This is a genomic window from Nocardia vermiculata NBRC 100427 (genome assembly GCF_001613265.1).
In the GTDB taxonomy this organism is placed as follows: Bacteria; Actinomycetota; Actinomycetes; order Mycobacteriales; family Mycobacteriaceae; genus Nocardia; species Nocardia vermiculata.
The window spans coordinates 55,488-74,230 of the sequence record NZ_BDCA01000031.1; the positions used below are offsets into that span (position 1 = coordinate 55,488).

The 18,743-nt window shown below is 64.6% G+C and carries 19 protein-coding genes and 1 tRNA gene; 5 read left to right on the plus strand and 15 right to left on the minus strand.

The window, feature by feature from the left end:
• Positions 1-160: 160 nt before the first annotated feature.
• Positions 161-709 carry a hypothetical protein gene (locus tag NV2_RS25425; RefSeq protein ID WP_067879566.1) on the plus strand — a complete coding sequence of 183 codons (549 nt, stop codon included), beginning with the start codon at positions 161-163 and terminating at the stop codon, positions 707-709.
• Positions 710-776: 67 nt separating this feature from the next.
• Here the strand turns inward: NV2_RS25425 and NV2_RS25430 are convergent, their stop codons facing one another.
• The 3 genes from NV2_RS25430 to NV2_RS25440 form a co-directional block, all read right to left on the minus strand.
• Complete coding sequence (locus NV2_RS25430; protein WP_067879569.1) at positions 777-1,445, minus strand: YdcF family protein; 669 nt, start codon at positions 1,443-1,445, stop codon at positions 777-779.
• 94 nt (positions 1,446-1,539) lie between these two features.
• Entirely contained in the window at positions 1,540-2,211 is a 672-nt protein-coding gene (locus tag NV2_RS25435) for an HAD family hydrolase (RefSeq protein WP_067879572.1), read from the minus strand.
• Positions 2,208-3,053 (minus strand): GntR family transcriptional regulator, encoded by an 846-nt coding sequence (locus NV2_RS25440; protein WP_067879575.1) that lies wholly within the window; start codon positions 3,051-3,053, stop codon positions 2,208-2,210. Before NV2_RS25440 ends, NV2_RS25435 begins: the two co-directional genes overlap by 4 nt.
• A gap of 172 nt (positions 3,054-3,225) precedes the next feature.
• Between NV2_RS25440 and NV2_RS25445 the strand changes: the two genes are divergently transcribed.
• Positions 3,226-3,489 carry a hypothetical protein gene (locus NV2_RS25445; protein ID WP_245662777.1) on the plus strand — a complete coding sequence of 88 codons (264 nt, stop codon included), beginning with the start codon at positions 3,226-3,228 and terminating at the stop codon, positions 3,487-3,489.
• 517 nt (positions 3,490-4,006) lie between these two features.
• Here the strand turns inward: NV2_RS25445 and NV2_RS25450 are convergent.
• The 10 genes from NV2_RS25450 to NV2_RS25495 all read right to left on the minus strand — a co-directional run bounded on the left by NV2_RS25450 (position 4,007) and on the right by NV2_RS25495 (position 14,642).
• Complete coding sequence (locus NV2_RS25450) at positions 4,007-4,819, minus strand: class I SAM-dependent methyltransferase (RefSeq protein WP_067879582.1); 813 nt, start codon at positions 4,817-4,819, stop codon at positions 4,007-4,009.
• Between the two features lie 70 nt (positions 4,820-4,889).
• Complete coding sequence (locus tag NV2_RS25455; RefSeq protein ID WP_084475451.1) at positions 4,890-6,143, minus strand: MFS transporter; 1,254 nt, start codon at positions 6,141-6,143, stop codon at positions 4,890-4,892.
• A 257-nt stretch (positions 6,144-6,400) separates the two neighbouring features.
• Positions 6,401-7,696, minus strand: coding sequence for an LLM class flavin-dependent oxidoreductase (locus NV2_RS25460; protein ID WP_067879588.1), 1,296 nt, complete (start codon positions 7,694-7,696; stop codon positions 6,401-6,403).
• 36 nt (positions 7,697-7,732) lie between these two features.
• Positions 7,733-8,650, minus strand: coding sequence for an aldo/keto reductase (locus NV2_RS25465; protein ID WP_067879592.1), 918 nt, complete (start codon positions 8,648-8,650; stop codon positions 7,733-7,735).
• Complete coding sequence (locus tag NV2_RS25470) at positions 8,647-9,369, minus strand: SDR family NAD(P)-dependent oxidoreductase (protein ID WP_067879596.1); 723 nt, start codon at positions 9,367-9,369, stop codon at positions 8,647-8,649. The genes NV2_RS25465 and NV2_RS25470 overlap by 4 nt, the downstream gene beginning before the upstream one ends.
• 76 nt (positions 9,370-9,445) lie before the next feature.
• The gene (locus NV2_RS25475) at positions 9,446-10,663 is read right to left on the minus strand and encodes a DegT/DnrJ/EryC1/StrS family aminotransferase (protein WP_084475443.1); all 1,218 of its coding nucleotides are present in this window, start codon (positions 10,661-10,663) and stop codon (positions 9,446-9,448) included.
• 46 nt (positions 10,664-10,709) lie between these two features.
• Positions 10,710-11,504: a mycofactocin-coupled SDR family oxidoreductase gene (locus NV2_RS25480; RefSeq protein WP_067879602.1), complete on the minus strand. Its 795-nt coding sequence runs from the start codon at positions 11,502-11,504 to the stop codon at positions 10,710-10,712.
• Between the two features lie 35 nt (positions 11,505-11,539).
• Positions 11,540-12,016 (minus strand): VOC family protein, encoded by a 477-nt coding sequence (locus NV2_RS25485; protein WP_067879605.1) that lies wholly within the window; start codon positions 12,014-12,016, stop codon positions 11,540-11,542.
• Between the two features lie 281 nt (positions 12,017-12,297).
• Positions 12,298-12,912 carry a TetR/AcrR family transcriptional regulator gene (locus NV2_RS25490; protein ID WP_067879608.1) on the minus strand — a complete coding sequence of 205 codons (615 nt, stop codon included), beginning with the start codon at positions 12,910-12,912 and terminating at the stop codon, positions 12,298-12,300.
• 413 nt (positions 12,913-13,325) lie between these two features.
• Positions 13,326-14,642, minus strand: a complete 1,317-nt coding sequence (locus NV2_RS25495; protein WP_168436201.1) for a serine/threonine-protein kinase — start codon at positions 14,640-14,642, stop codon at positions 13,326-13,328.
• A 66-nt stretch (positions 14,643-14,708) separates the two neighbouring features.
• Between NV2_RS25495 and NV2_RS31795 the strand changes: the two genes are divergently transcribed.
• Positions 14,709-15,062, plus strand: a complete 354-nt coding sequence (locus NV2_RS31795; RefSeq protein ID WP_168436202.1) for a hypothetical protein — start codon at positions 14,709-14,711, stop codon at positions 15,060-15,062.
• A 366-nt stretch (positions 15,063-15,428) separates the two neighbouring features.
• Positions 15,429-15,502: transfer RNA gene (locus NV2_RS25500), tRNA-Pro, on the plus strand.
• A 940-nt stretch (positions 15,503-16,442) separates the two neighbouring features.
• Here the strand turns inward: NV2_RS25500 and NV2_RS25505 are convergent.
• Complete coding sequence (locus NV2_RS25505; RefSeq protein ID WP_067879614.1) at positions 16,443-16,769, minus strand: hypothetical protein; 327 nt, start codon at positions 16,767-16,769, stop codon at positions 16,443-16,445.
• Positions 16,770-16,878: 109 nt separating this feature from the next.
• A complete protein-coding gene (locus NV2_RS31565) occupies positions 16,879-17,259 on the minus strand; it encodes a DUF2510 domain-containing protein (protein ID WP_168436204.1) in 381 nt (126 codons plus the stop codon).
• A 300-nt stretch (positions 17,260-17,559) separates the two neighbouring features.
• On the opposite strand from NV2_RS31565, the gene NV2_RS25520 reads away from it, so the two are divergent.
• Positions 17,560-18,704 (plus strand): IS3 family transposase gene (locus NV2_RS25520; protein ID WP_157103088.1). Its coding sequence is split into 2 segments (ribosomal slippage): positions 17,560-17,839 and positions 17,839-18,704, totalling 1,146 coding nucleotides; the frame shifts between segments, so codons are not numbered across the junction.
• Positions 18,705-18,743 lie beyond the last annotated feature (39 nt).

The window sequence follows — 18,743 nt, forward strand, 5'->3', positions numbered from 1 at the left end:
CGACCTCCTCCGTGGGGACAGACCCCTGCTTCGCTACGACCGGCCCATTATCGCCGGACTGCGATCGATTCGCGGAAACCACCTCGAGCCACACTGTCCCTATAATACATTCTGTTGCGCAACGAAACGTAATGATGCCTCCGTGTGAAAGGGATCTGGAATGATCGAGCTCAACCGCAACCATCTGGTCGACTGCATCACCGAACGCCTGGCCACCACCGAATCGGCGCGGCAACGAGCCATGCTCGAGCGGATGCGGGTGCATGCGGCTGCCGAGCGGGACGGCGACCTCGACACACTCGTCGGCACCCTGGGAGAGGCCACCGATTACCACTTCTGGGGCCTCAGCGGTGATGTCGGTCCGAAGACCCGTGACGGTGTCACCGAGTACTACCGAAACCTGGTCGAGAGCAATGGTCACGTCCTCGAATTCTTCTGCGAGCGAATGGTGGTCGACGACCACTGCATCGTCATCGAGGGCAGGTTGACGATGATCCAGCCCGGCGCACTCATGTCCCAGCATCCCCTGGCTGCCGGCGGCGGAATAGAGGTGGACAAGAACTACCTGCTGCGGATGCGCAACGTGATCTTCTGGTCCTTCGACGAGGACTCGATGGTCATCGGTGAGGATTCGTACACGGGTGGCCCGCTCGAGATGCGCGTGCTCGACGATCACGAACTGCCGGCGGATTTCGCGGCACTGACCTGATCGTGGCGGTGCGCGGGAACGGGCGTTCGGTCCCGTTTCCGCAGCGGCATGCACGGAGCCCGGTCGGTCACTCGGGGAGCAGTCGGCCCGTGAAACCGTGTTCGACCAGCCGGGCGTACGCGGCGGATACCTCGGGCGGCACTTCCTGTTCGGCGGCCCACCCCTTCGCGGGATAGATCCGGATCCGCTGCGTATCACCGACGAGCATCGTGACGACACGGTCGACGTCACCGATGCTCTCGATGTATTCGTCCAGTGGCAGCGGCAGTGATGCGCAGCGGATTTCCACTCCCGGCCACCGTTTCCGTGCGATCGCATAACTGCGCCGCTGCTGGTACGGACGCGAAATCAGCATGACGGAGCGAATCACGTCGAGCGTGCCGTGTGCGTCGAGCAGCGCTCGGGTGAAGTCGATGTTGTCGCCGGTGTTCGTGGCCTTCGGCTCCACCAGGATCGCGTCGCCGGGCACCCCGAGCCCGATGGCGTGCTCGCGGAAATGAACTGCTTCGCCGCGCGGGAACCGCTCGACGGTCGTCGCAGCGTTGGCGCCGGTGAAGACGACGAGCGGGAACACGCCCGCGTGGTAGAGCTCGGCGGTGTAGGTGGCAACGCCGAGATCATGGCTACCGAGACCGATCCCGACATCCACCGGCCGAACGTCGTGGTTCAGCTGGTTGTAGTCCCACAGGACCTCGACGTCGGCGCGAAGGTGTTCCGACAGGGTCGTGCTCGGCACAACAAGATCCTCTCAGTCCCACGAGCGCCCTGTCGACCCACTGCCCTCGGCGACGGCCCGCCATCGCACGCCACGTATCAGACGCCGGGTGCCGTCATTCGGTCGACAGAGCGTCCGTCAAATCGGCCAGGCGGGTAATCACGGCATCGGGGCCGTGCGCGGCGAGGCGGTCGATCTTCTCGGGACGGTTGGCGAAGGCTATCGAGCTGACACGGGCGGCTCGGGCAGCCTGAATGTCGGTTGTCGAATCGCCTACGAAAACAGTGTGTTCGGCGGTGGTGCTCAACGTTCGCATCGCCAGATTCAGCAAGTACGCGCTCGGCTTCAACGCGGTGAGGTCAGCGGACGTTCGGGCGAAGATTCCGGAAATATCGCGGTGTAGGTCGCGGTCGTCGAGGTATGCGGCGATGGCCGACGCGGAATTGTTGCTGACGACGGCGACCGTGTATCCGCGATGAGATGCGCGGCGGATCAGCTCGGCTGCGCCCGGGGTCGGGTGTGACACCGCCATCGCTTCCCGTTCGACTCGAGCGAATGCACGTTCGATGCGCGCGGCAGTCGATGGACCGAGTTTCTCCGCGAATCCGAGAACATCGAATGGATCCGTCGTTTCGGAAATGGCGGACGGCAGTGGTGTATCCAACTGTTTCCCAAGGTAGTCGACGGCCTCGCGGCTGGTGATTCCGGAGAAGACCGAGCAGATCGGGCCGTCGAAATCGAGCAGTAGACACCTGTGACTGGTCAGCAGATCGGCCGGACCGGTCACGGCCGGTAGTCCTTGGCGAGCGAATTCCAGAGACTGGTGAACCATAGTTGGGATTGGCTGACGAACTGACTGCCCGTCGAGTCCGGGTCGGACTCGCTCGCGTGATGGAACAATGTGGTGTCCTTACCCATCAGGTCCCAGATCGCGACGCTCTCGCCGTCGAGTTCGAGCTCGTGTTCGCGGACCGGGTAGTAGCCGAAGAACGCCTGTTCGCCGTTGAGGACATACAGCTTGAACAGTGGTACAGACGGAAAAGTTCGAATCTGAGCGGTTGCACTCGAAACGAGTCCGAGCGACGCTAATTCGTGAACCGCATCGACGATGGCGAGACTGTGTCGTTCCATGATGCGATTCGCACGTTTTCGAAAGGCCGGACTGTCGCTGAGGTCGTCGGCGCGGGATGGCAGGTGCCAAGGAATCGAATCATCGGGGACGAGGAGTCGGACTGCCAGCGAATCGGGACGGAGCCTTCCTTCTCGGATGCGGTCGAGAGGCTCTGATATTGCGCCGTGCAGTGTCTCGCCGGACAACCCGGCGAAATCGATGGTCACGTTCCGGGCCTCGAAGCTCCGTTCGATATGCGGGCGCAGCCCGACTGGACGCTCGGTGCGTTCGCGGACGAAAACCCCAGATCCTTTGCGCGAGACTACAAGCCCCTCCTCCCTCAGCATTCGAACAGCTTGCTCTGCTGTTGCCTTCGCAACGCCATAGCGTTGAACGAGTTGAGGTCCCGACGGCAGTTTCGCGCCTGGTGTGAGCTTCCGCGTCAGTATCGCCGCTCGAAGGATGCTGGCGATCTGTTGCGACGGCGGACGGGGATCGTCCGGGTCTAGGGCATCCACGTCGCGAGTGTAGGCGATAGATCGCGGAGCAACCGTGCTCCCTTGACCTACCTAGGGAGAAAATCTAAGGTGTAGTTACCTAGGTAGGCTGGGTAACTTGAGGTGCGGATTGATACGTGAGGGGTGACGCATGCGATATCGGCCTACTGCGCTCGGCTGGATCGATCCGGAGGTGAGTACCGCGCCCGAATGGGACCGCGCGCAGGTCCTGCGGTTGGCCCGCCGGTTGGGATATGCGCTGGTGTGGCCGCCGGAGGACAGTTCTCTCGCGCTGTTCGATGTTGTGATCAGCGCCGATGTCGATGCAGTCCTCGCGCCCGCGTCAGGCCACTTCGACACGCTGATGCTCGATCGGCTGATGCACGTCGTTTCTATCGAAACTGCGTGTCCGCGCCTGTCTTTCGACCGCTGGTTTCAGGCTGGGGGTCGGAGGTGAATGCTGTCGGCCGGGAGGTGCTGAGAGTTCTCCGGCAAGCAGGGTTGCTCTCGGCAGCGCAAATTCGACGGCAAGCCGGCAGACCGGGTTGGCGTATCAGACGGGTACTCAGCCGATTACAGGCAACCGGTCACGCGGTCTGCGACGCTCGCCGACGCTGCTGGCAGATCAGTGAGCGGGGTACGGCCGCGTTGGCGACGAAAGATGTTCGGCTCGGATGAGTGCGGGTACGCTCGCCGGTCTCATGGTGGCGGCAGGGCTTCCGTTCACAGTATTCATCGTGGCAGTGTTCTGGCCGGTCCGAGAATGTGACGAAACGCCTGATAGGACTGGGCAAGACCCAGCTGAGGGCGACCAGCTGGGTCAGTGAGCCCGTGTCGCCCCGCGTTCCTCGCTATTGGCGCGGCCGCTCGATCGCCATCGGCACAGCAAGAACGGTCGCCGGCCTTGAACCGGGGTGCCAGCTCGAGTACTGCATCTGTTTCCGAACGGGTTCGCCCAGTTCGTGTCCTGGCGACTACCGGGTCGGGCGGGTGGCGATGATCAGTTCGGTGGTGTGGTGTTCGGTGAGGACGGCGTCGGTGCCGAAGCGGTCGGTCAAGGCTGCGTGTAGGTCGGTCTCGAATCGGGCTCGGGCCTTCTCGTCGGCGAATTGGCTCGGGGCGCTGTAGGAGTACGAGAACTGCAGCCCGACGACCGAGTCGATGTCGCCGTCCAGCTCTCGAGTCCAGGTGCGGGTGTCGATGTCGGAAAACGGGGAGGCGGCAAGCACTTCGGCGTGGCCGAGGTGCGGATGCTGGTAGGTTCCGGCACCGGCCCGCCGATCAGGGCCGAGGTGGGCGGTACGCACCTCGGTCACGAGGTCCTGCCATGGCGGTGCCACCGCACTACCCGGCGGCCCGCCGCTGACGACCACTACTGCGCCGCGCGGGACGATGCGGTGGTCGAGGTCCGCCAGTAGCGAGGGACGGTCGGTCCAGTGGAAGCTGGCGCCGAAGGTGGTCAGGTCCAGCATCGGCAGATCGAGTTCGGCAAGGTGAGAGGCGTCGGTGTGATGCCAGGTGATGGTGTCGATCCCTGCTGCGGCGGCGAGTGTTGCCGCGTGATCGAGCATCCCGGAATCGGGGTCGACGGCGTGGATGTGCGCGACCAGCTTCGCCAGGGGCAGGGTCAGCCGGCCGGTCCCACAGCCCAGGTCCAGCACCTGTTGGGTGCGATCGAGCCCGAATCGTTCCCGCAAGGTGGTGAACACCTCCGGTGGATAGCCGGGCCGGTATGCCGCGTAATAGGGTGCGGCGCCGGTGAACAGCCCGTTCGGGTCGTAGGGCATGCGGCGTGCTCCTTCCCCGTACGGCCACTGCCGGTGATATCGAGAGTCTTTCGAGAATATCGGCGATGGATCACACGGACGACGACGTGATGTTCGAGGTGAGGTCGCGCCCTCGGGACTCGGACAGACGCGAGATGCCGAGGATCGTGGCTCCGGCACCGACGATCATGATGAGGCTCAGCGGCACACTCGAGTTGCCGGCCGCGGCCACCAGTGACGCGGCGATCATCGGGGTGAATCCCGCGCCGATGAGGCTGGACAACTGATAGCCCATCGACACGCCCGTGTAGCGAACACCGGTCCCGAACATCTCCGACAGCATCGGTGCGAGCGGTGCGTACAGCGCGTTCTGCATAACCATGGCGAGCATCAGGCCGATGGTCATCACGGCCACAGAACCCGTGTTTACCATCGCGTACAGCGGGAAGGCGATGACGACGGCGCCGACCGCACCGGTGAGACTCACTACGCGCCGGCCGACGCGATCGGAGAGCGCGGAGAACAGCGGGATGCAGACGAGTGCGGTGGTGGAGGTGAACAACAGGGTTCGGACCACGTCGTCGGAGTCGTAGCCGATGGAGGTGCCGTACACCAGGATGTGCGAGCTGATCAGCGCGGTCAGGACGAACGGCCCGATACCGATGGCGCACGCCAGCAGGAGAGCACGCGGTTGCCGCAACACCTCCAGCGCCGGGATGCGTTGACGGGTCTGTGCCTGCTCGACGGCTTCTCGGAACACCGGGCTTTCCACAACGCTCAGGCGCACGTACAGGCCGATCGCGAGCAGCAGCGCACTGATCAGGAACGGGATGCGCCAGCCCCACGACATGAAGCTGTCGTCGGGAAGCAGGGTCACGACCATCACGGCTACGGTCGACACGATCGAGCCGAGTGGCGAGCCCATCTGCATGACCCCGGCCCACACGCCGCGCTTGTCGGGTTCGGCGTGCTCGATGACCATGAGTGCGGCGCCGCCCCACTCACCGCCCACTGCTATTCCCTGCGCGATGCGCAAACCGATGAGCAGAATCGGAGCGGCTATGCCGATCTGCTGGTAGGTCGGTAGGACGCCGATGAGGAAGCTTGCGCCTCCCATGATCGACATGGACAGGATCAGCATGGATTTTCGTCCGAGCCGATCACCGAAATGGCCGAACAGGATGCCGCCGAGCGGCCTGGCCACATAGCCGACCGCCAAGGTGCCGAGTGCGGCGATCGTCGACACCGCTCCGCTCGAGGCGGGGAAGTACAGCTCGCCGAAGACCAGCGCGGCCATGGTGCTGTACAGGAGGAAGTCGTAGTACTCGATGACAGTGCCGAGCATGCTCGACAGTGCCACTCGGCGAATCTGCTGTGGCTCGGCCGGGTCTGCCGCCGTCGTCGTGCGCGAGCCCGAAACAGACTGCGACCCTTCGAGATCGTTCACGGGGAGCTCCTTGGGAAAAGCCTCGGACTATCGATGAAATCTGCTGGGATGAACGTTCACCTGTGCCGCTGCGGCGCCCGCGCAGAAAGACGGCACCCACGAGTCACCGCTGCCGTCGTGCGGAATGTGTGGGTGCCGTCCGTAGCGCGGTCCGATCAGGGCTCGTCGATATGATCCCGAAGCGTCCGACCTGCGTAACGCGTACGCAGGAGTCCGCGGCTCTGCAAGCGGGGGACGACCTCGTCGACGAAGTCCTGCAAGCCGATCGGCAGGTCGGCAGGCAGGATGATGAAGCCGTCGGCTGCGCCACTGTCGAACCAGGCCTGCAGATCGTCGGCGACCGTATCGGGTGCACCGATGAGGGTGCGGTGGCCGATGCTCAACCCGATGCGCTGAGCGAGCTGCCGCACGGTCAGTCCGTCGCGTAATGCGATCTGCGTGAACAGCTTCGGACGGGACACGCCCGCATTCTTCGGAAGCGAATCGAGCAGGTCGGGGAACGGGCCGTCGAGGTCGTACTGCGATAGATCCACGTCACCGAACGCCTGGTTCAAGAATTTCAGTGTCGTCTGCTCGTCGATGAGTGCACCCAGCTCGATCGCGAGTTCCCTTGCCTTGTCATCGGTCTCCGCGATGATCGGTGTGACACCGGGCAGGACCTTCACCGCGTTGCCGCCACGGCCCGCCGCGGTCGCCAACCCGCGCACATTATTCGCGAAGTCCAGTGCCTCGGCCATGTCGTGCTGAGTGGTGAAAACCAGATCCGCGACCCGCGCGCCGAGCTTCATCCCGGTGGGTGACGAGCCCGCCTGGGCGAGTGGAATCTGCCCCTGCGGGGACCGCGGAACAGTCAGCGGGCCGGCGACGTCGAAGAATTTGCCCCGGTGGTCGATACGGTGGATCTTGTCCCCTTCGGTCCACCGGCCCGATTCGCGGTCGGCCACGATGGCGTCGGCATCCCAGCCGTCCCACAGGGCGCGTACGACGTCGACGAACTCCTCACCACGCTCGTAGCGGTCCGCATGGTCGGGCAGGCTCGCCGAACCGTAGTTCGCCGCCGCCGCCGAGATCGCGGTGGTCACCACGTTCCAGCCCGCGCGCCCGTCACTGAGATGGTCGAGGGTCGCGAACTGACGAGCAACGGTGAACGGATCGTTGTACGTCGTCGAACTGGTGCCGATGAGGCCGATCCGCTCGGTGACCGCGGAGAGTGCCGACAGCACTGCGACAGGGTCGGGACGGTCCGTCGCGTCGGCGGCGATCGCCGGCGACAGATTCAACGCGTCGGCGATGAACAGCGCGTCGAAGAATCCTCGCTCAGCCGTCCGGGCGATCTGCTGCCAATGGCCCAGACCGTGCATGGCCTCCGGTGTGGTACGCGGCGATCGCCACACCGACTGCGCGACACCCACACCCTGCGCGAACAGTGCAAGATGCATCTTCCTGCTCATATTCGTATCTCCTTCCGCGACAGCGGTCTACTGTCGTCACGCATGCCGGCTGTTCTCCTGTCGGGCGTTGCCGCCCGCATCGAGCAGGGCGAGCTCCTCGTCGTCCAAGGACAGGTCGATGGCGGCGAACGAATCGACAACCGACTCCGGCCGGGACGCGCCGGGAATGGGCATGACCGCCGGGGAGCGGTGCAACTGCCACGCCAGGGCGACCCGGTGCACGCTCACACCGCGCCGCCGGGCGACCTCTTCGAACCGGGAGAGTCCCGGTGAGCCGTCGCCGAGCGACTTCGCCTGCCGCATCCCACCGAACGGCGCCCAGGACAGGAACGCCAGCCCACGCTTCTCACACTCCCGGATCTCCGGTTCCGACGACCGAAATCCCGGCGAGTACTCGTTTTCCACGGCCACCAGCCCGTCTCCGAGGATCTGCTGCGCGATGCCGATCTGCTCGACGTTCACATTCGACACCCCGACCCGTCGCACCAGGCCCTCGTCCCGCAGTGCGCGAAGGGCCAGCATCGATTCCTCGTACGGCAACTGCGGGTCGGGACGGTGATGGAAGTACAGCGGGAGCGGGTCGAGTCCGAGCCGCGCGCTCGACGCGATACATGCCGCCCGCAGATGCCGATGACTGCCGTCGATCCACCACGTGTCGTTCTCGGGATACCGCAGGTGACCGCCCTTCGTGGACACGATGACGTCGCCGAGGCAGTCCGGTCGGCTGCGCAGCGCCTCGATCAGGGCGAGCTCGTTGACACCGTCACCGCCGCCGGCCGGCCCGTAGACGTCGGCGGTGTCGAAGAAGCGGACTCCGGCGTCGAGCGCCGCGTGGACCGTTCGGCGGCCCCGCTCCACGTCGTATCCGGGCACCTGGGTGATCGTCATGGCGCCGAAACCTATGGCCGGAAGCCGCAGATCACCCAGCGTGCGGTGGCCCGCAACGGCACTCATTTCCCGACAGCCGTCCAGCCACCGTCGACGGGCATACACACCCCGGTCACGAATGACGCGTCCAACGCCAAGTTCTCGATCGAGCGGGCCATCTCCTCCGGTGTGCACAGGCGTCCGAGCGGGCTGCGCTGCTCGATCTGCGCGGTGTCGTAGCCCTGATCGATCATTTCCTGCACCATGGGGGTCAACGTGTGCCCGGGGGCGACGCTGTTGACACGGATATGCGGGGCCCATTCGATCGCCAGGTTCCGGGTCAGCTGCGCGACAGCGGCTTTGGCCGTCCCGTAGTCGGCCTGTTTCGCCCAACCGCCGTACGCGGTGGTCGACGATATCGTCACGATCGATCCGGGCGACTCGGCCTCCAGCAGTGGTCGTGCGAAGGCCGACGCGACCAGCAGCGTGCCCGTGACGTGCACATCGAACACGCGCCGAACCCGATCCGGATCGAGATCGACTGCGGGCACGAACTGGCCGCGGATCCCGTGGCTGGTCACCAGGACGTCGGGGGCCGGCCCGCCCGCCGCGGCCTGCTCCATCCCGGACTCCACCGCCGCTCGGTCGGTGACGTCCACCGCGACGTAGCGCACGTTCGTCCGCGGGCTCGCCGGAGGCGTCAGGTCGAACACGGTCACCGTCAGACCGCGATCGAGGAGGCGTTCGACGACCGCGTCGCCGATCCCGCTCGAACCGCCGGTCACCACTGCATGTGTCGCTGTCATCTGACGTCCTTCCGTACGAACGATCGTGAGGTGGTCACGGGCCGCCGACGGGTGATCCGTCGGCGGCCCGCGACGACTAGGTGCGTGCCGGCGCGAACCGGGATGCGAATGCATGGATGCTGGCCACGACGTGGTCGAGTTCCTCCTTGGTCATGCCATGGCTCATACCGAGCGACATGCCACGCGCGAAGACCTCGTCTGCCATGGGCAGCCCGGCGTCGGGGATGCGGTACTCGACGTTGCGCATCATCGGATGACGAGTCACGTTGCCGCTCCACACCGTTCGCGTGTCGATCCCGGCCCCCTCGAGGGACTCCTGCAAGTCCGAACGTGTGAAGGCGATGCCCTCCCGGAGCGTGACCGGATAACACAGCCACGCGGTGTGGAAGCCTTCCAGTTGGCGAGGCAGCCGGAAGAGCTCCGGGTAGGCACCGAACGCGCCGGAGAACGCCTCGAAAATCTCGTGGCGGCGTTGATAATTGACATCCAGCTTGCTCAGCTGCACCAACCCGAAGGCCGCGCCGAGCTCCGACGGCTCGAAGTTCCACGGCAGTACGTCGAAGATGAAGTCGTTGTCGTAGTCGACGCCGTCGAGTTCCTCACGGAACACCCGGCCCTCACCTGCCGAACCGAACAGGTGCGGCTCACTGCGGCGACCCCACCGGCGCAGCATCAAGCCTTTGTCGCGCAGCTTCTCGTCGTCGAGGCACACCATGCCCCCGTTGCCCGCGCAGGTGATGATGTGCGACATCGCGAAACTGGTGACCGTGATGTCCGACCGGGACCCGGTCTTTGTGCCGCGCAGGGTGGTGCCGATGCAGTCGCAGGAGTCCTCGATCACTGCGAGTTCGTGCTTGTCGGCGATCGCGCGGATCGCGTCCCAATCCGGGGCGTTGCCGGCCAGGTTCGGAACCAGGATCGCGGCGGTCTTGTCGGTGATCAGCTCCTCGATCTTGCTCACGTCGACGTTGTAGGTATCGGGCTCGACGTCGACGAATACGGGGACCCAGCCGCCGCGGACGATCGGCGACACATCGGTGGAGAAGGTCAGCGGGGAGGTGATGACCTCCGACCCCTTCGGCAGGTCCAGCAGTTCCAGCGCCAGATACAGTGCCGACGACCCCGAGTTGCACATCAGGCCCAGCTTCTTGCCGTACAGGTCGGCGACCCGGCGTTCCATCTCGGCGACGTTCTTGCCGATCTTCAGCGCGAACGGTCCGCCGCGCAGAACTTCCATACATGCCTCGATCTCGCGCTCGTCGTGGACGCTGCGGGCATAGATGACTCTGGTCAATGTCTCTCCTCGGTCGGGTTGTGGCACAGGTATCAGGGGAGTCGGGTCACCGGATGGTGGAGCCCGCGTCGACCGGCAGCGCAGCGCCGGTGACGTAGCGTGCGTCGTCGGAGGCAAGGAACAGCAACGCCTTGGTGACGTCGGAGGCCTCGATCCGATCGACGGGCAGTGAGTTCATGAAGATCGGTCCGAGATCCGGCCGGGCCTCCAGCAGTCCGGGCAGCACCGTCGAATGTCCTTGCGGGGTATCCACACCCGTCGGGTTGATCATGTTCACCCGGATGTTGCGGTCGGCGAGCTCGAGCGCGAGGGAGCGGCAGACACCGACGAGCGCGTGCTTCGCCGCGACGTAGGGCAGGTAGAACGGCAGGCCGACGGTGCTACCGGTCGAACCGGTGATGACGATATTGCCGCCGCCGTTCGCGACCAGATGCGGAATTGCCGCCGCGCAGGTGTGCCACACCCCGGTAAGGTTGACATCGAGTGTGGTTCGCCAGATCTCGTCGGTCACCTCGTCGTACGGCTGCACCGTGCAGATGGAGGCGTTGGCCAACGCCACGTCGAGACTTCCGAAGCGGTCGACACCTTCCGCTACGGCCTGTTCCAGGCCGGCGCGGTCCCGGACATCGACCTGCGCGGCGTGCACGCCCCGGCCGGTGGCTTCCACCAGGCGCGCTGTCTCGGCCAGTCCCTCCTCCGTGCCCATCCGGTAGGGGACGATGTCCAACTGCCGGCACGAATCGACCGCGATGATGTCGGCGCCGGCCTCGGCCATCGCGACCGCATGACTGCGGCCCTGACTCTGCGCGGCGCCGGTGACCAGCACTGTTTTTCCTTGCATTTTCACGTATTCACCACCCGTATCGATGTGTAGTCTCATTTCCCGAAGAAGCGTGCGGCCAGCCGTTTCTCGGTGGCGCTGTCGAGTAGTTCGACCGTCAGGCCGAACCGGTCCCGGTGGTAGGCGGTGCCGGCCGGGCACCCGTCGCCGCGCACACCGCCCATCCACATCGGTGACCCGCGGCGTGCCAATTCCTCCGAAGCGCGTGCCAGATCGTCGACCACGAACCCGATGTGATGCACCCCGGGCACCGGTTGCCACACCGGCGATCCCGGCACCGCGCGCAGGAGTTCGACGTGTGGGGGGCCTGCAACGGTCATGCCGAGCCTTTGCACGGTCGTGTTCTCCATCCCGTCGATCCGGCACCGGTAGGTCGACTCGTCGGCCAGTGACACGGTGAGGCCGTAGGTGTGCGCGAAATGCTGGGCCGCGGCCTCGATGTCATCGACCACGATGCCGATGTGATGCAGCAGTCCGAGGTCCAAGAAGTCGGAGACTGTGATCGGGCTCATCGGGGCACCGGACCCTTCCTTGTGCTCGAGTCGACTGGGCGGCGTGATTTGAATGATCGTTCAAAGATCTGCGAATTGCAAGATCTAATTCCCGCTGAGGGGGATGAATTTGTGTCGTGAACCGGAATTGAATGAACGTTCAAATCGTGTGGCGTGCGGATACGTGCAGGCAGCAGCCACTGCCTCGACAGGGGACAGGCAGCCCTGATCGCCGGGCGTGCGACACCGAACCGGGTGTCGTCGGAGGTGAGAGTCGAGGGAGCGCTAAGCGCGTCCGCGATTCATTCGGTGTGCAGTGCCATGCCGTCGAGGAACACCGACAGGCAGTGATCGGAGAGCTGGTCGATCGGGTACACGTCGTCGGCCTTGCGCCAATAGACGCTGAACCACACGGCGTCGCGCAGGAAACGGTGGAAGACCTTGGCGGGCACGTCCACACGGAGGACGCCCGCGTCCTGGCCTGCGGTGATGGCGTCGAGCCAGATGCTCTGGATCTCGTTGGTCAGGTCGCGAGCTCGTGTGTAGCCGCGCAACGTGCGCAGACTCGCGAATTCGGCGTGATACACCTTCGTCGCGTCCGGATGTGCCGCGCCGGTGGCGAGCGAAACATCGACGATCGCCTTCAGCCTCGAACGGGGGGCTAGACCCTCCAGATCCATGGCCCGATAGTCGGCCAGCAGATCGGTCAGGTAGCCCGTGATGAGCTGATTGGCGATGGCGTCCTTCGACGGGAAGTAATGGTAGAGCGCCCCCGGATTGAGCCCGACCCGATCACCGATCTGGCGAACAGAGGTCGCCTCGATTCCCCGCGTCGCGAACAGCACTGCCGCCGCCGCCAGAATCTCGGACTTGCGTCCCTCGGCGCCGGTCCTGGTGTTCGCCTGATCAACCGTCACCCGGACCAGGTTAATGAACGGCCGGAACCATGTCTCGAGGCGAGGTACAGAAATGAATCGTTGTCGACTGATGTGAGTACGACGAAAACACTCGCGGGCGGGCCGTTTGAACGGTCAGTCAGATAGTTCGGCACGCCGTCATATGGGCGTTTCAGTTCCTTCGGATCGGGTGATGTCGTCGGCGACTTACGACTGTGCCCCTTGTGCCGCCGTGTAGTCGTCGTCGCTGACGTGATCGAGCCACGTCACGACCTGCCCGTCGACATCGGCTTCCTGTAGCGCGACGTGTGCCATGAAGCGGTCGGCGGTGGCGCCGTGCCAGTGCTCCTCGCCGACCTCCGTGAAAACTTCGGAGGGCTCTTCAGAAGCGAATGTGAACTCTAGCTTCAGCCGAGGTGCAGCGTGGCCACGTCCTATGGCCGGTAGCCGACGTCGGTGACGTTGTCGGCACTGGTATCGACCGCCGACACGCTGTTGTCCCCGGTATTGCTGATGAAGGCGGTTGATGTCTCCGGAACGAGCTCGATCTCGGCCGGTTTCGCACCGAAGGGGATTGTTGCGGTGGCACTCGGTGGTGGCGTGGGGGTGTAGTCGTCTCCGGTTCCTGTGTTCTCGGAACCAGTGTTGCGCAGGGCCACAACTACCAGTGCGCCCACCAGAACAGCCACGCCGAGTAACGCAAGCCCAACCGCAACTGTGAACGACGAATCGGTGGAACCGTCCTCTGAACTCTGCCCGACATCACCGGCCACCGGCGACGAATGCGGACCGGTTGCTACCGCACCGGGCTCCGCAACGCCTGTGGCAGGGACGGATGTTGTGCGACCGACAGGTACCCGGCTCTGCGCGACTGTGGTCGGGACCAGGTGCGCCCCGACGGCTGGAGTCGGTGGCGCACCGGCGATCGCGTTGCGGGCCGCGTCGGCGAGTTCGCCGCAGGACCGGTACCGATCGACGGGGTCTTTGGCCAGTGCGGTGGCGATGACGGCGTCGATCGCGGGCGGCAGGTTCGGACGTAGCGAATGTGGCGACGGCGGTGGATCGTTCAGGTGAGCTGCCATCACCGCGGCGGGTGTCCCTCGGGGGAACGGGGGCGACGCTGTGAGCAGTTGGTGGAGCGTACAGCCGAGAGAGTAGATATCGCAGCGGTGATCGGAGGGTTGGGCGAGGAATCGTTCCGGGGCCGTGTAAGCGAATGTCACCGCGAGCGTGGAGGCCGTCACCGATTCGTCGAGTGCGCGGGCAATCCCGAAATCGGTCAGTATGGCCCGACGACTCCGGCGGGGGCCCGGTCCGATGAGCAGGTTGGCCGGTTTCACATCGCGGTGCAGCACGCCCTGGGCGTGGGCGACATCCAGCGCGTCGGCGGCGTCGGTGATCAGTTCCGTCGCCAGCGTCGCGGGCAGCCCGTCCGGATTCGCGGCGAGCAAGGCGTTGGCATCTCCACCGCTGACGTACTGCATCGACAGCCACAGCAAGGGGTCCTCGGCGCTGCTGCGATTGTAGACGGCAACGATATTGGGATGGTCGAACCGTGCCGCGAGGGCAACTTCGCGTTCGAACGCGGTGCGCGCCTTCGGATCCGTGGCGATGGCGTCATTGAGCACCTTCAACGCCACATGACGTTTCAGCCGAGGGTGCTGGGCCAGATACACCACACCCATTCCGCCGGAGCCGATCACGCGATCGATGACGAACCCGGCGAATACATCCCCCGACCGCACAACCACCTCGGCTCCCGATATCGGCCGCCACTGAACCCATGTCCATGCAAAAACGTTGTGATAGTACCGAATATGACGACACCCGCGGGTACGCGTGCCGCGCCCGACGCCCGCGCGGCAGGGCGTTCCGGGGCCTTCCGCTGCGTGGAATCGGCGTTGCGGCGTAGCGACCGTGAATGGCCGTCCCGCCACGGTGGCGTGGCCGGCGGCACGGGGATACGTGCTCGCCCGCCGTTCGCACCTGGTGCGGATGGCATCGTGCATGTCATCAGCGCCGCACGAGTGGTGGTCGACATGTTCCCCGCGCGGGCGAGGTCGGTTGCCGGATTGCTGAGCGCGCCCGAACGCCTGCTGCCGGACTGCGAATCGCAGTGGAGAAGGCGCCCGTACTCGGATCCGCCGGGGAGCCTTTCCGGCCGAGCCTGACAGGATTCGAACACGCGACCACTGAGCCTCTCCCCAGGCTGCTCGGTGTGGCGGGCGAGAGCTGACCGCCGTGGATCCGTACGGGGATGATCTGATGAACGAGTAGGAGCCCGCCTCTGCACTCGGTGAGATCCCCGGTCTACGGCAGCGGTGCGGCACGCACTCCAGGAAGCTGTCTGTGGTTCCACCTCGGCTCGGCCGAAGCCGTCGGCGATGAGCGCGGTGGGTGCCTGGTACGCCATGACCATTGCGGTTGACTTCCCCGACGGGGTCAGCTCGATATTATGGCACCTCTGCAAGCAGGCGATTTGGTCGAACCAGGGGGTGGTGGGGTACTCTTTCCGAGCACCCGCCGAGCGGGAGCAACGGGCTGTGGCGCAGCTTGGTAGCGCACTTGACTGGGGGTCAAGTGGTCGCAGGTTCAAATCCTGTCAGCCCGACAGAAAACAGCAGGTGAGAGCGGAACCGCTCCACCTGCTGACTCCGTTTCGGAGGGTAAACCCGAAACTATCCCGAACATTGCTTCCAGGGCGCCCGAACTAACTCGCCCCACCCCGATACCCACCCAAGATAGCGGTATGGTCGCGCACCTCAGACGGCTTGTCGTGGGCGTCGCTTTGAACTTGCGCGGGTCGACCCCGGTAACGAACGGCGTACCCAGGCATGCCGGTCCCTTACTCAGGCATGGTCCCCCCAGAGGCGACTTCGTTCATCAATGGTGAATTGGTCCTATGGACCGCCCGGCTGACAACTTCTTGGTATGCCGCCGCGGATCAGCCGTCGACCACATTCCCGACGAACGCAAGCATGGCGACGGAGTTGTAGCCCTCTCAACGTATTTCCGCCCCCGGCCGTGACCTTTCGGTCGCGGTCGGGGGCCGTTTTTCGTGTCCCCAGGGGTGGTAACGGATCCGCGGCGACGTCGGATAGGTAAGCGTCAGCGTCAACACAATTGGATAAGGAACGCAATGCACGCCTCTTTTGCTCGACGTCTCGGCTTCGGCGTACTGGCTGTTGCCGCGGTGGCTGTGGTTTCGCCGGCGATCGCTTCGGCTGATCCGGTGACTGATCTGCTCTGTGGTTCGGGGTCCGCGCAATTCTGCCCGGCACCGGCACCAGCTCCGGCGCCCGGTCCAGCAGCACCTGCACCAGCACCGGCCCCCGCCCCGGCTCCTGCTCCGCGGGCTGAGCTGCCGATGCAGCGTGGCGGACCGGACACGGACTGCTCCGACTACGACGGCCCCGTGCGTGTCCTTCCGGGGGATCCTCACAGGCTTGACCGTGATGGCGACGGGATCGGCTGCGACGCAAACTGACTCGTCTGACACGAAGGCGGCCCCCAGCATGATGTTGGGGGCCGTTTTTTCGTGCTTGGCGTTCTTACTCGGGCGTCTGACCGCCCGCACCGCCCGACGCGCTACCGGACGTCAACGCCTGCAACAGGGCAGGCGCCAACTCTGCACTACCCGTAGCGCCGGTGGCCGGGTCCGAAGGGGTGTCCGCGATCGCCGCCGACACAGGATCGGTGCCGCCGGGCTGCGCACTCCCGGAATCCAGCGCCTCCAGCAGGCCGGGAAGCATTTCCGCGCTACCGGTCCCGGCGGCCGGGGGGGGGGTGGTGGTGTCGCCAGCCTGGGCCGTACCGGCCCCAAGACCCACCAGGGCGACGGCCGCGGCAGTGGCGAACACGAAACGGGTGATCTTCACGAAGGGTTACTCTCGTTGAAAACGGCCAGTTTTAGAAATTGACATAGCTTTCAAATCGGACAGCGGACGATCTGGGGTGCAGGACCGAAATGCTTCCCGGCCTGCGCTTCTACTGCGTGTGCTGAGTCCACTGGTACCCGTCCCACCAGCGCATGGAGCCGTAGTTGTCCCGATACCAGCCTGGAGGCATCGGCATCGGCTGTGCCGGCGGGGGAGCGATCATGACGGGCGGTGTCGGTTTGTTTCCCACCCGCACCAACGCGCGAATCACCAGGAAGAACAGGAGGGCGGGGATCCCGAGTAGCAACGCCAGGAACATCATGCCCGGTATGTCGTCCTCGTTGAAACCTGAGGAGCCGAGTAGTGCGAGCACTCCGATGGCACCGATGGTGACTACAACGGGTATCGCCCACGGTTTCCGTGTGTGGTTTCCGGTGGGGTGGTCTTTCGCGAACTGTGCGAAATAGTCGAGGGGTGGTTCTTCGTTCATGGCGGTTGCTCCGTATTCGGTTATCTGATGATGGGGGGTGCCCTGACGTGGGCGGTGAAGGAAGAAATGTGGGGATTGGTTGCGCATCGCTGAAAGCGTGTGCGGCGTTAACCTTTCCGGCGAGGCAGCGCACGGAAACCAGTTGCAGCGTAGCGGGTTAATCCCGGCCTGCACCATAGTCGGCCAATAGTTGCGCTACTCGATGCTGGATCACCCATTCATTCGGATCAATCGGGACTGCCCCTGGTTCGGTTGACTCCTGACCTGTGAGGATTTCTCCTCGCTGGAAGGATGTTCACCATGCCGAAGCCGTATCCCGAGGAGTTCCGCCGCGACGTCGTCGCGGTCGCCCGCAAGGGCGAAATTTCATTGACTCAGATCGCCAAGGATTTCGGGATCTCGCAGAGCTGTGTGAAGAACTGGCTCAAACAAGCAGATATCGACGACGGACACCGGCCCGGCGCCACCCGCGATGAGTCCGCCGAGCTGCGCGAAGCGCGTAAAAGGATCCGGCAGCTGGAACAAGAAGCCGAGGTCATGCGCCGCGCGGTCGCCTATTTCTCGCGGGACGTCAACCCAAAATGAGCTACCCGCTGGTCCTCGACCTCGCCGCTGACGGCATCCCCGTCACGGTGACCTGCCGGGTACTCGGATTCTCCACCCAAGCGTTCTACAAATGGAAACAATGCCCTGTCTCTCAACGTGATTGGGACGACGCCCATCTGATCAACGCCGCACTCGACATCCACGCCGACGATCCGGCTTTCGGCTACCGGTTCATCGCCGACGAACTACCGGCCCGCGGCATCCGTGCCGGCGAGAACAGGGTCGCCAGACTCTGTTCAGCGCAGCAGATCTGGAGCGTGTTCGCCAAGAAACGTGGGCTCAACCGCAAGGCCGGCCCGCCGGTCCACGACGACCTCGTCGGGCGCCGGTTCACCGCGACCGCCCCGAACGCGACGTGGTTGACCGACATCACCGAACACACCACGAGCGAAGGCAAACTCTATGTGTGCGCTGTCAAGGACGTGTTCTCCAACCGGATCGTCGGCTACTCGATCGATTCACGAATGAAGGCGTCGCTGGAGGTATCGGCATTGAACCATGCCGTCGCTCTCCGAGCCCCTACCGCGACGATCGTGCATTCCGACAGAGGCAGCCAATTTCGCTCCCGAAAGTACGTTAACGCGTTGTCGGCCAACGGCTTGCAAGGATCTATGGGCAGGGTCGGGGCGTGTGGTGACAATGCTGCTATGGAGTCGTTCTTCGCGTTGCTGCAGAAGAACGTCCTCGACCGGAAACGGTGGGCGACCCGCGACGAGCTCCGCCTGGCGATCGTGGTCTGGATCGAGAAGACCTACCACCGCACCCGTCGGCAACGCCGACTCGGCCGGCTCACCCCGGTCGAGTTTGAGACAATAAACCGGCCCGCACTCGCGGCCTGAAAGATCAAACCCGCGAGTCAACCAAACTCGGGGCAGTCT

What these genes read in the sequence shown, in the direction of transcription:
- NV2_RS25465 (WP_067879592.1), bottom strand. Translation starts at nt 8,650, where the DNA reads ATGAGTGCCGTTGCGGGCCACCGCACGCTGGGTGATCTGCGGCTTCCG.
- NV2_RS25485 (WP_067879605.1), bottom strand. Translation starts at nt 12,016, where the DNA reads ATGAGCCCGATCACAGTCTCCGACTTCTTGGACCTCGGACTGCTGCAT.
- NV2_RS25450 (WP_067879582.1), bottom strand. Translation starts at nt 4,819, where the DNA reads ATGCCCTACGACCCGAACGGGCTGTTCACCGGCGCCGCACCCTATTAC.
- NV2_RS25425 (WP_067879566.1), top strand. Translation starts at nt 161, where the DNA reads ATGATCGAGCTCAACCGCAACCATCTGGTCGACTGCATCACCGAACGC.
- NV2_RS31565 (WP_168436204.1), bottom strand. Translation starts at nt 17,259, where the DNA reads ATGAACGAAGAACCACCCCTCGACTATTTCGCACAGTTCGCGAAAGAC.
- NV2_RS25455 (WP_084475451.1), bottom strand. Translation starts at nt 6,143, where the DNA reads ATGCTCGGCACTGTCATCGAGTACTACGACTTCCTCCTGTACAGCACC.
- NV2_RS31795 (WP_168436202.1), top strand. Translation starts at nt 14,709, where the DNA reads ATGACGACACCCGCGGGTACGCGTGCCGCGCCCGACGCCCGCGCGGCA.
- NV2_RS25460 (WP_067879588.1), bottom strand. Translation starts at nt 7,696, where the DNA reads ATGAGCAGGAAGATGCATCTTGCACTGTTCGCGCAGGGTGTGGGTGTC.
- NV2_RS25480 (WP_067879602.1), bottom strand. Translation starts at nt 11,504, where the DNA reads ATGCAAGGAAAAACAGTGCTGGTCACCGGCGCCGCGCAGAGTCAGGGC.
- NV2_RS25470 (WP_067879596.1), bottom strand. Translation starts at nt 9,369, where the DNA reads ATGACAGCGACACATGCAGTGGTGACCGGCGGTTCGAGCGGGATCGGC.